General features: G+C 35.9%; 12 protein-coding genes. 10 read left to right on the top strand and 2 right to left on the bottom strand.

Going from position 1 to position 11,400, the window contains the following annotated elements:
- Positions 1-132 precede the first annotated feature (132 nt).
- From CD29_RS18875 to CD29_RS18855, 5 genes are all read left to right on the top strand, one after another.
- Positions 133-1,239 (top strand): hypothetical protein, encoded by a 1,107-nt coding sequence (locus CD29_RS18875; RefSeq protein ID WP_036190470.1) that lies wholly within the window; start codon positions 133-135, stop codon positions 1,237-1,239.
- A 325-nt stretch (positions 1,240-1,564) separates the two neighbouring features.
- Positions 1,565-1,915, top strand: coding sequence for a GntR family transcriptional regulator (locus tag CD29_RS18870; RefSeq protein WP_036190468.1), 351 nt, complete (start codon positions 1,565-1,567; stop codon positions 1,913-1,915).
- Between the two features lie 12 nt (positions 1,916-1,927).
- The gene (locus CD29_RS18865) at positions 1,928-2,794 is read left to right on the top strand and encodes an ABC transporter ATP-binding protein (protein WP_036190466.1); all 867 of its coding nucleotides are present in this window, start codon (positions 1,928-1,930) and stop codon (positions 2,792-2,794) included.
- Positions 2,791-3,486, top strand: a complete 696-nt coding sequence (locus CD29_RS18860; protein ID WP_036190463.1) for a hypothetical protein — start codon at positions 2,791-2,793, stop codon at positions 3,484-3,486. The genes CD29_RS18865 and CD29_RS18860 overlap by 4 nt, the downstream gene beginning before the upstream one ends.
- Positions 3,487-3,832: 346 nt before the next feature.
- Positions 3,833-4,570: an SDR family NAD(P)-dependent oxidoreductase gene (locus tag CD29_RS18855; RefSeq protein WP_036190460.1), complete on the top strand. Its 738-nt coding sequence runs from the start codon at positions 3,833-3,835 to the stop codon at positions 4,568-4,570.
- A gap of 137 nt (positions 4,571-4,707) precedes the next feature.
- On the opposite strand, the gene CD29_RS18850 is transcribed toward CD29_RS18855, so the two are convergent.
- Positions 4,708-5,352 carry a hypothetical protein gene (locus tag CD29_RS18850; protein ID WP_052124259.1) on the bottom strand — a complete coding sequence of 215 codons (645 nt, stop codon included), beginning with the start codon at positions 5,350-5,352 and terminating at the stop codon, positions 4,708-4,710.
- Positions 5,353-5,475: 123 nt separating this feature from the next.
- On the opposite strand from CD29_RS18850, the gene CD29_RS20560 reads away from it, so the two are divergent.
- Together CD29_RS20560 and CD29_RS18845 are read left to right on the top strand one after the other, a co-directional pair.
- A complete protein-coding gene (locus CD29_RS20560; protein ID WP_169716209.1) occupies positions 5,476-5,625 on the top strand; it encodes a hypothetical protein in 150 nt (49 codons plus the stop codon).
- Positions 5,626-5,787: 162 nt separating this feature from the next.
- Positions 5,788-6,627: an EamA family transporter gene (locus CD29_RS18845; RefSeq protein WP_036190454.1), complete on the top strand. Its 840-nt coding sequence runs from the start codon at positions 5,788-5,790 to the stop codon at positions 6,625-6,627.
- Positions 6,628-6,717: 90 nt separating this feature from the next.
- Here the strand turns inward: CD29_RS18845 and CD29_RS19825 are convergent, their stop codons facing one another.
- Complete coding sequence (locus CD29_RS19825; RefSeq protein WP_052124258.1) at positions 6,718-7,731, bottom strand: alpha/beta fold hydrolase; 1,014 nt, start codon at positions 7,729-7,731, stop codon at positions 6,718-6,720.
- Between the two features lie 469 nt (positions 7,732-8,200).
- Here CD29_RS19825 and CD29_RS18835 point away from each other — a divergent pair, with 469 nt between their 5' ends.
- The 3 genes from CD29_RS18835 to CD29_RS18825 all read left to right on the top strand — a co-directional run bounded on the left by CD29_RS18835 (position 8,201) and on the right by CD29_RS18825 (position 11,282).
- Positions 8,201-8,494 carry a hypothetical protein gene (locus tag CD29_RS18835; RefSeq protein WP_036190451.1) on the top strand — a complete coding sequence of 98 codons (294 nt, stop codon included), beginning with the start codon at positions 8,201-8,203 and terminating at the stop codon, positions 8,492-8,494.
- A gap of 93 nt (positions 8,495-8,587) precedes the next feature.
- Positions 8,588-9,457 carry an ADP-ribosylglycohydrolase family protein gene (locus tag CD29_RS18830; protein WP_328286500.1) on the top strand — a complete coding sequence of 290 codons (870 nt, stop codon included), beginning with the start codon at positions 8,588-8,590 and terminating at the stop codon, positions 9,455-9,457.
- A gap of 301 nt (positions 9,458-9,758) precedes the next feature.
- Positions 9,759-11,282 carry an SIR2 family NAD-dependent protein deacylase gene (locus CD29_RS18825; RefSeq protein ID WP_036190448.1) on the top strand — a complete coding sequence of 508 codons (1,524 nt, stop codon included), beginning with the start codon at positions 9,759-9,761 and terminating at the stop codon, positions 11,280-11,282.
- Positions 11,283-11,400: the final 118 nt, after the last annotated feature.

Genomic DNA, 11,400 nt, shown 5'->3' with positions numbered 1-11,400 from the left:
TGTGAGAGGTCGACTAGCCAAATAATGGCTAGTCTCCTACTCGATTATTACTTTAGTACATAGTATAAATAATAGAATTACTGTAAAATTATACAAAGATAGTAATAATTGTGACAGAAGGAGTCTTCAATAATGGCAGATTTAAACTTAATATTTTTAGGAATTGGGGCAGTAGCGCTGTTGGTTGCCTTGATAGTTCTAATGGACAAACTTATAAAAGACTCGGGTAAAATTAGTGGAGGCATAATTGCTTTACTGGTGCTTGGGGCTGCTTTTATTATTGCCGGGTTTGTCACACCGTCAGAAACGAAAGGTATAGTACCTGTTGCTGGGGAAACTGCAACGGATAACAGCCAAGTCGAAATAGGTAGCAAGGAGCAAAGCAAAGACACAGAAGGTACTCCAGGGTCGAAAGGTAAAGATTCAGGCGTGGCTGCTATGATTAATGATGATTTAGTGATTAATGAATCCGATCCTCTTGTGATTGCGCGGCTGTTGGTTGAACATGAAATGGCGAAGCAAGTTGGTTTGAGCGATTGGGAAATCACAAATAATCGAATTACTTCAGACACAAATGTTTTCAATGTTGCGGATTATGATAAGCCGATGGGGGACATGAGAAAAGTGTGGATTGAAGGAAATGTAAAGGCAACTGCTGCGGACGATGGTACAACAGGTAATGTTGGTTTTACGCTAGAACTCTATCAAATGAGAGAGCAAGATCCGAACTGGTATGTAGGGAATCACTGGGGAGTGTTAATTGCATTACCTGTTACGAAACAACCAAACTATGTAGAAGATGAAAGATATTTCAGCAATAGTGGTGAATTGATCATCGATGAAGAAAATGGTGGACTGTTTTCGGTAAATGTCCCAGAGTACGGACAGTCTTTCGAAGAAGCTAATCCTGACAGAGTAACGTCAGCGGAAGATTTAATCGGCGCATGGTATTGGAGAGAATATGATGACATGTATATGCTCTTAAGAGCCGACGGAAGTTATAGCTATGTAGAAAAAAATGCCGCTTTTTTTGTTGAAGGGATTTATTCCGTAGAAGCTATAAATGACGAATATAAAGTACGGGTGCAATATATTACTGGTGAAAAAGACAGTATGATGACTATTAAACTGCGAGACAAAAATCGACTGAAGGCAACCGAAGAAGGATATTCGTGGGATGCGAAAAGAGTGGATGCTACTGAGGTTGAGAGGATTCTTAAAGGCGTAAAAGGAATGTAGTGTATGAGATTTTTTGAGTACATATGAGAAGAATGTTAAGCGGATGTTTTGATTGATTAATCGAATGTACAAAAGGGATGGCTAGTTGGTTTAAGTAGGATGCGTTTTATGGACAAAAGTATCTGGAAAAATGGTTGAAGTGTTCGTCGTTTATAACGTTCAAAACAACTAAAACTAAAAAGATATAGCTAAAAAATCATCACACATTTTTTGTGTGGTGATTTTTTGTATTTATTGTTGACAATATTTACCCTATGTTATATGGTTAGTTACACAAGTAATTAACCAAGCAACTTAGAGTGAACTTAAATTTGGAGGAAACGCTGTGAAGCATTCATTATCGGACCAAAAACCAATTTTCCAACAAATTCGTGAGCGCATAGAAGAAGCAATATTGGATGGTGTTTTACAACCAGAGGATCGGGTTCCATCGACGAATGAATTTGCAAAGGAATATCAAATTAACCCTGCAACTGCGGGGAAAGGAGTAAATGAACTAGTGGATAAGGGGGTTATTTATAAAAAAAGAGGTGTAGGTATGTTTGTTAGTGAAGATGCGCGCGAGATTTTAGTAAAAGAGCGCAAGGAACACTTTTCCCGACAATATATTGAACCATTAAAGGCTGAGGCAAGACGTCTAGGGATTAACGAAGATGATTTACGAAAAATGTTATAAAGGGGTAACTTGATGAAAATCCAAGTGAGCAATGTAACAAAAAAATATAAAAACAAAGTGGCGTTAAACAATGTGAGCTTTACGATGGAAGGACCAAAAATTGTAGGATTTTTAGGACATAACGGGGCAGGGAAAACAACTTTTCTAAATATGTTATCAGGAATACTACCTACATCAAGCGGAGAACTTAAAGTGAATGGTATGCCAGTATTTAACACTGCATCTGTTTTAAAAGATATTTGTTTTATTGCGGAAACAGGGAATTTTCAAATGGAAATGACTGTCCAACAATCATTAAAAGCTAATGGATATTTTTATCCGAATTGGGATGAAGAACTTGCGAAAAAGCTGGTGAAAGTCTTTGCACTTCCATTAAAAGCAAAAGTGAAAAGTCTATCCAAAGGGATGGGGTCAGCCTTAGGCATTATTACGGGACTCGCAAGTCGTGCACCAATAACAATTTTTGATGAACCGTATATTGGGCTCGATGTAGCAGCACGTAGCAAATTTTATGATTTGTTAATTGAAGAACAGGAAATGGAGCCACGTTTATTCATTTTATCCACCCATCTAATTGATGAAGTGAGTAACTTATTTGATGAAGTACTCATTTTAAATGAAGGAGAACTTCTATTACAAAAGGATTACTTGGCTTGGGATGAAACAATCCTTGCAATTAGGGGTTCTTCGGAAGAAGTGGAAAATGCCGCAGCTGGCCATGATGTGATCTATGAACAGACATTTATGAATGAAAAAATGGCTGTGCTTTATTTAAAGGACTCACTGTTAAATAACGAAGATGTGAAATCGGAACGTGTGTCACTGCAAGATTTACTCGTTTACTTGAGCAAACAGCAGAAAGAAGGGTATGCGCTATGAATCTAGTCAAGGGAAGCTTTTACGTATTTTACCAAAGCTATAAAAAGCAGAATCTCATTTTTTGGACCATTTTATTAGCCATTGTATTATTTTCATTTTTCATGGTAGTAACCCTTGTCGATGGTTTTACGGTTTACCTAATGGTATCTATTCCTGTGTATGTGTTTTTCGCAATTATGGGCTCTAAATGGTTGACGAATACATTTTCCTATTTCATAAGATTTGGGATTAGTCGCTTGCAGTATGCCGGTATGACTGGATTGTTCTTTATGGTTTGGAGCTTAGTTACGGCGATCTTTACTGCAAGTCTTCATCAAGGTATTTTCTTTATCAATAAGGTTTTAGCAATTGATTACTTTACGGTTTTTCATCCGATGTATTTCATGGATTCAACATTACCTTTTCATTTAATATTTTTGTTTGATTTTGTGATTTTGTTCTTCTTCTTAGTGAGTGGTCTATTGTTAAACTATATCTTTTTCCAATTTGGGATGGTTGGTGGGTATACGTTTATAGGTTTGATGGCATTTATTCCGCTTTTAGCTATCGCGCTAAGATGGTATGAACCGGTATTTCGTTTTCTTGGTGATCAGTCATTCTGGTCATTATGTGGTGTGATTGCACTAATTGTTGCGGTGCTGTATGGGTTAATCGCTGCTGGTTTGAGGAAGTTATCAGCGATTCCGAGTTAAAGGAGATAAGGCAGTGTGAGTGAAGTATTGCTTCATTCGTGCTGCTTTTTGTTGTTCGAACTAAAAATACAATCGCTGAAATAGACTTTTACAGTCTATGTAATTAGGTTTCTTCACAGTTCTTATGTTATTAAAATCATAATATTTTAGTAAAAAGTAATAACCTAGTAGTATTTCGAATTATTTAAAATTATGAGCTAAATATTTGAAAACGTTTACAAAACATTATACTATTATAGTAGATTCAACCAATTTCATTTCTATTTAATAGATATGATGATTCTAGATTAGCCTCTAGATTTATTGGATCTAAAAGACAATATTTTTATCGGGGAGGATTTTTATAATGTCAAAATTACATAATAAAGTAGCAATTATTACAGGCGGAGCATCTGGTATTGGTGCAGCAACTGCAAGTCTTTTCGCTCAAGAAGGGGCAAAAGTGGTACTTGTAGACTTAAACGAAGAAAAAGGGAAAGCATTTGAAGCAGAACTAAAAGCAAAAGGTCATGAAGCATTATTCGTAAAAACTAACATTACGAGTGAAGAAGAAGTAGCAAGTCTATTTAAACAAACAGTTGAAACATTTGGAAAAGTAGACGTAGTATTCAACAATGCTGGAATTGGACGTGTGCATTCTTCACACGATCTTGAATACTCAGAATGGCGCAACACAGTAAACGTAGACTTAGATGGCGTATTCTTAGTTGCTCGTGAAGCACTTCGTGAATTCTTAAAAGCAGACGGCGGAGTAATCGTGAACACTGCTTCAATGTACGGTTGGGTTGGTTCACCAGGTTCAGCTGCTTATAACGCTGCAAAAGCAGGGGTTATTAACTTAACACGTTCATTAGCACTTGAGTATGCAGAGAAAAACATTCGTATTAATGCATTAGCACCAGGTTTCATTGATACTCCAATTATTCCAGAAGAAAGTAAAGAAGTATTACGTAGCATGACACCAATGAAACGTCTTGGACAAGCTGAGGAAATGGCGAAAGCTGTATTATTCATGGCTTCAGACGATTCTTCATTCATGACAGGTAATGTATTAACAGTTGATGGTGGCTACACAGCTCAATAATAGAAAAAGGGACAGGGGTCAGCACCCTGTCCCAATTTTTTTATATTCCATAGGCATTTAGTTATCGCTTTACCAGAATAATGTAGTGAAAATAGGTGCTAGATACACAAAGTAAAGAACTGTGTATCTAGCACCTTTTACCTTGTGCGTAGTTTGTAAAGTAACCATGATTTTAGAATAGATTCACCAGCACGGTGGGTTGCGACTTTATTATAGAAAAAGAAGTCACTTGGGTTAACCTTTAGTTTGGCAAGAGGAAGGACAGGATCATTACTAATCCACTCATTAAATTGAATTGAACCTTCACCTAAATAGTTAAATGGCTCTTTAGGTAGAATATAAATCATTCCTGAATCCCATGGTTGATTTGCTAAAGTTTCCTTAGTTAAGGAGTAAAAATGAAATGCTTTATCTCTATCGGCAGAGAGGGAAGCATTTCGAATGTCTCCAATAATTTTTTCCTTTTGTAAGGTGGCAAAGAAAACGGGCCATATAGGATCTTTTGTTGCAAAAACCGCATTTACTAGCTTGCCGTTATATTGAGTCTGGTCACCTGGTTCAAAACAATCGATAGTTTTATTATTGGATCCGTGAAAGATAATAGGTTTTTTCATAGCCAAATAATATAAAAATTTATATTTAGGGATAGGGATAGTATAGTGAATTAGTTTGTCTGGCGTTTGCAATGCTATTTCATATAAATGATTAAATCGGATTTCTTCTTCCTTACTAATCGTTAACTTAGGGGAAGGATAAAATAACATTTTTAATACTAAATTCATCACTATTTTTTTCGCTTAAGACACCTCTTTTCTATAAAATAAATATTCTAGAGGGTTTGTAGTTATACATGATATTCTTTATGTACAATAAGAAGTTATTGAACTTTCGTAGGAGGAAAATACTTGAATAGATTTAATAAAAAGATACTAATTATCATCGTAATAATTATTGTGATCATTGCAGGATTACTTGATTTAAAGTTTGAAGGGTTATTTTATCAAATGCTACCGGAATCGTTGCAATCTATGATTTCTAATATTTTTAATGGATGAAGTGAATGTTTAAATCAAGCATTTTAGAAGAACTTTAACTTTCTATTTTATAGCGGTAAATAGTCGCTTTCATGCGTCTTTTTTATATGAAATTAGAAAAACATTTGCAATATTTAGAATCTATATTAAAATATCTCTATCATTAGAGAGAGAAGGATAGAAATGTGGATTGTAGCAGCAGTGGTGACGATGTTGTGCTTTGGAGTTAATAATATGATTTTTAAAGCAACATCAGGGACGGGACTTTCAAAAGTTCATTTGCAGTTTATGTTTAATTTAACCGCGTTTTTAATCATGCTTGGTTTTGGATTAGTTAAAGGGTTTGCAGCGTTCAATGCATTAACGATTGTACTAGGTGCAATCATCGGAATATTGAATGCCAATGGTAATATTCAAATGTCAAAGGCATTTGAAAAAGGGCCAGGTAGTATTACGTCACCGATTATAAGTATGAATACGGTAATTCCAATACTAAGTGCAGCATTAATTTTTCACGAGCACATTACATTAATTCAATGGATTGGTATTGTTGTGATGCTTGCTTCTGCAGCTGTGATCCAGTATACACCTGCAACGGGGGGAGTAAAAATCGATTATAAACCGTGGATGGCACATATTTTATTGTCTATTGGTTCATTTGGTACGCTTGGTGTGCTAATGAAAACTTCATCTCAGTTGAATATCGATTCAATCAATACACTTGTCTGTATGTATGCAGGCGGTGCGTCCTATTTAATAATTAATAGTTTAATTAAAAAGGAAAAATGGCAGCCAACTGAGCTTAAATTAGGAACAATTATTGGTTGTATCAGTGTGATAGGTTATAGTAGTTACTTTTTTGCGCTGAATACTGGTGTGGCAAGTATTGTATTTCCAATCGTTAGTTTAAGTTGTTTAGTCGTTGTTTTAGGCAGCTGTTGGCTTTATAAAGAAAGACTCAAGGTATATCAAGTTTTTGGAGTGCTCACTGCATTACTTGGAATTGTTTTGACGAAAATTTAATTAGTAAACTAATGATAGATTCTAATAATATGAAACCCATCCGTGAATTTACTCATGGATGGGTTCTTTTAAAATGATAAAAGCAATAAATTAAACCTTGGAAGATGAATAATAAGAATCGGCAAGCGTTCGACTGTTACGTTTCTGCACTTGCTTCATAACGTGTTGAACCACGTCAATTACATACTCTGGTCGTGGCATTTGTAGACTATGACCTTTCCGATCACTTGTCATGTGGATATGGTTGGTCGAGCGAGTTGCAAGCTCCTTCTGCATTTCTGTCCATTGTTCTCCAAATCCCGGGTTATTTAGGACGGCGATAGGGAGATCTCCAAATTGGGGTTTCACTGAACTATTATTTAGTTGCTTGGCAGCTTCATCCAAGTGTGCCCATGCTCCTTTAAATTCCAATCCAGCAGTTTTTCCTGCAAGTATTCGATACACGATCCCTTTCCACTGTTTGTATTCCTCAGGGTGAATTTGACTTTTATAATACTTTTGTTCATTTCCATACATAGGAAGAAGGTTAAAAACATTCCCAAAGAATCTAGGGATGCCAAATGGAGACAGGACTCTTAAAATTTTCAACATAAACCCAATGAATCCAAAACCTTGTTTAAATTTAGTATCATCTTTTAAAAACTCATGAGTCGAATCCAAAAATACTAGACCTGCTACTTGTTTAGGATATTTCAATGCATAAAGGCGTGCAATTAGGCCGCCTAAGGAATGCCCAACAATTATATAGGGCCCTTGTGCTCCGGAATTTTGTAGTAGTGTATTTAGTTCATTGACTGTATTTTTTGGAATAGGAATGGGACCGTTACCACTAGAACCCATACCTGCGCGGTCGTAAGTAATGACTCTAGCATACTTGGATAATTCTCTTTGAATATGGATCCACGAATAGGAACTATCCCCTGCACCATGAATTAAAACAATTGTAGATCCGCTTTCCCCACGCTCAGTAATGTGTAAAGGATAGCCACCGACATCCAACAATTGTCCGGGAAGTGGTCTTCTTGCATCATTCCGCCTCGAAATTTGTTCATAACACAATCCTAGTAAAAGTATTCCTATCAATACGAAGAAACCAATTAACACGTGATTTTCCTACTTTCGTATAAAATTTTACCAGAATCCTTACTGCTAGACTATTTCAGTAGGGATGTTTAGGTTGAGAAAAAAAAGACTAATAGATTTGATAAGAAAGCGTGACTAAGTTGTGTAATATTCACCTTGCTTTTTTAATAACGATTTGTCATTAGTTTAAAGTAATGCATAGTTCGTTGTCTATAATATTTTTCCATATTAAGGTATAGTTTTGGGCTGAGGTATTAAGTGGAAGGAAATAAAGGGGAGTCGTTCGCGAAGCTAAATCCCTCTTATGATTCAATTAGCACCATCTATATCATGAACATAAAACAATTAGTAAAAGTCAATTCTATGAAAACTTTAAACAGAATATAATAAAATCATAGTTATAAAGTAATAACATAAAGATTTATGATCTCCAATTTTAAAGTGAAAAGAACTTAAATAATACGAGTGAATTGAGGAGAGTAGTTTGATAATGGAGAAAATATGTAATGTTTGTGGTGAAAATATCGCAAAGGGTGTGTTTGCTTCAAGAATTGCACCTGTGAGTCTAGCATATTGTGAAAGCTGCTTAAGTAAAGGTGCAGAAGCTTATTATGTGGTTGTTACTACTGCGGCCATTAGTAAATCTGAAAATCCTGATTTTCAAATGGAAAAGGGATTAGCAGAAATTTTGACGGCAACATTAGAGGTAACTGGATGTACGATTGAGCAATTTCATGAAGATGTAGAAGTGGAGTTGCAAAAGTATTTAGAAACTAAAAAGTAGCTTAAGTACATTAGCCATAACCGTTTAAGACTGAACAAATTTCTCAAAAATTAGGCTAATGTCCAATCGAATAAACAGACTGGAGAGTTGCAGATGATGCTAGATAAAATCCAAGGTGGGTTGTTTGGTTTAGCCATTGGTGATGCACTTGGTGCTACAACAGAATTTATGACAAAAGAAGAAATTGAAAATGAATATGGAAGGGTAACAGAGATTGTCGGTGGTGGAATTTGGGGAGTGGAAAAAGGGGAAACGACCGATGACACAGCTATGACATTAGCTGTTGCTAGAGGAATTTTGGAGAACTGGGTGGATCCTTTTGAGGAAATTGGAAAGCAGTTTTTAGATTGGTATGATACTGACCCCGTTGACGTAGGCATTACCATTCGGACAGTGTTTGAATACTATGATGGGGATTGGTTTCAAACAGCAAAAAAAGTACATGATTTTTTAGACGGAAAGAGTGCGGGGAACGGTACATTAATGAGATGCTTACCCATTGCACTAGCCTATACAGATCCATCGAAAATTGAAGAACTTACAATTGCTCTTTCAAAAATGACACATTACGATGACGAAGCTGCGGAGGCATGTGTCATATACAATCGTATTGCAAGGCAACTACTTGAAGGGGAATTCCTTTACTCTGCAATTCACTCAGAGATTAAAAATACAAGATATGAATCGGATTATGCAAACGAGCCTAATTGCCCGCCTGATGGCTATGTTGTTCATACTATGAAATGGGTATTGTACTGGCTATTAAATAGTGCAACCTTAGAAGAAGTTGTGGTTGGAGCTACAAATATGGGACATGATAGCGATACAGTAGCTGCAATTGCAGGGGGATTAAAAGGGTTAGAGGTGGGGTATGAAAATATACCTGCAAAATTCTCTCATACATTAATTGATGAGCCACTACTTAAGGAATACGCTAAACTGCTAAATGAAATAAGAAGTTAGAAAGATTGAACTTCAATAATATAAGATTCTTGCAAAATGGAATAGTGACAGTATTTTCGAAGATCCCGTAAAAGTGTCACGAAAAAATAGAATACGTAAGAATGGTGCCTAGTACTAAACGTTCGCAAAATGGAGAACTGTTTTAGTACTAGGTACTTTTCATTTTTCAAACAATTAGCAACAAAAGCTTCTATATTCCCATTTTGAGAATATATTAGAATGTATGTTGCCTATTGGTTGTGAACAAGCGTTTCAACTAATTCTGGGATATTAGCTAACAGACAAAGGGGAGGCAAGCTATTTGAACAGAAGCGTTCTAAAAGTATTAGACGATTTTTATCGAAAGAATTTTGTAGAAGGCGAAATTGTTCCAAGTGAAGATGGAAATTATAAAATATTAAATTCTCACTATAAAAATAAATTTGGGACGTTTATTTTATGTGAAAAAATGCTAGAGCAAAAGGACCTAAAGCCTGGATCGAGTTGGAATATAGTAAAAGGAATATTGGTAAACAGTGGGAATCCATATGAAATTATAGGAACCATCCATATTCCAGGGTACACAAATACTTCTGGGTTCTTTGTAAGAAACCATATTGAAGACGAAATTGTTGGCCTTAGTTACAGTGAGACATGGGAGGTTATTTATAAGTATGGTGCGCGGAATGCAGAAGCCTCTAGAAGCCTATTCCCACCTTTAGAAACAACAATCATCAACACCAATAAAGAACTTCCACCCTTTACTAGTGCTTACTGGAAAACTCCTGTTTTTAATAAAGATGGAGGATTTTATGCACAGCTCTCCAATTTAGTTTTAAGGGAAGTGGAGAACGCAATAGTGGGTCTTGATGCAAAAGAAAGGGTAGGTACATTTGAACCGGCTGTTGTGCAAATAACAGATCCGAGTATTGCGAGTGTTGAGGTAAAGGAAGTAGAACATCCATATGAAAACCTTGAAGTGTACTATTCCGCAGAAGTTACTCCAAAAATCAGTATACCTATAATGGATGACGTGCTAAAGGATTTGAAAAAGATCGCTCAATTCATTGCCACATCTGAAAAGATTGTCGTACTGACTGGATCGGGAATTAGTAGCGGTAGTGGAATCCAAGATTATAAAAAAGTAGAAGAGAGTCTATGGAAGAAAGACCCCTTTACTATGGCAGATTTAAATAATAAAGTATTCGCAAACGAACCGGAAAGCTTTTGGAATTCCTTTTACATATTCATGAAACATTTACTTCATAATTTTACCCCTATCCATAGCCACGAATCATTAGCTACAACAATCAAAGCAATATCAACAAATGACGACCATCTTTTTTTTGTATGGCTTGAAAAACAGTTGAACAAAGAAGTGACTATAGTAACACAAAATGTTGATGGTCTTCACCAAAAGGCTGGAAGTAAAAAGGTGGTGGAATACCACGGAAATATATTTGAATGCATTTGCCCTTCTTGCAATTCATCGTACAAATTAGTAAATGTTTTTACTGCAAATGGTTTACCAAGATGCCGATGTGGGGCAATTTTAAGACCAAATGTAGTCTTTTTTGGTGACGAAGTGCATTATCAGAAGCAATCCATTGAAGAAGTAAAACAGGCAGATTTGATTATCGTAATGGGCACCACGCTTAAAACCTTTCCCTTCAACGAGCTAGTCTATCATAAAAATGAAGACGCAAACCTCATATTAATCAATGAATTTCATGTTGAAATAGAAGTGGATTTTGATGTAGTTGCATTGGGAGATATTACGGACATTTGCCATAAGTTGTGGGAGGAAATAAACCAAATAGATTCTAGTTTTTATAAAAAGATTTAGATTTGCTTTGGATAATATATAAATATACTGAACCAGTGAAACCTAGCTTGCCTGATAGCTAGGTTTTTCTTATGTGCGACGGGCAGTTGCACCATGTGCAATAACAGCACAGGATAAA

The organism is Ureibacillus manganicus DSM 26584 (assembly GCF_000772945.1).
In the GTDB taxonomy this organism is placed as follows: Bacteria; Bacillota; Bacilli; order Bacillales_A; family Planococcaceae; genus Ureibacillus; species Ureibacillus manganicus.
Note: the sequence above shows the minus strand (reverse complement) of the source record. Positions and strands in the feature narration are given on the sequence as shown.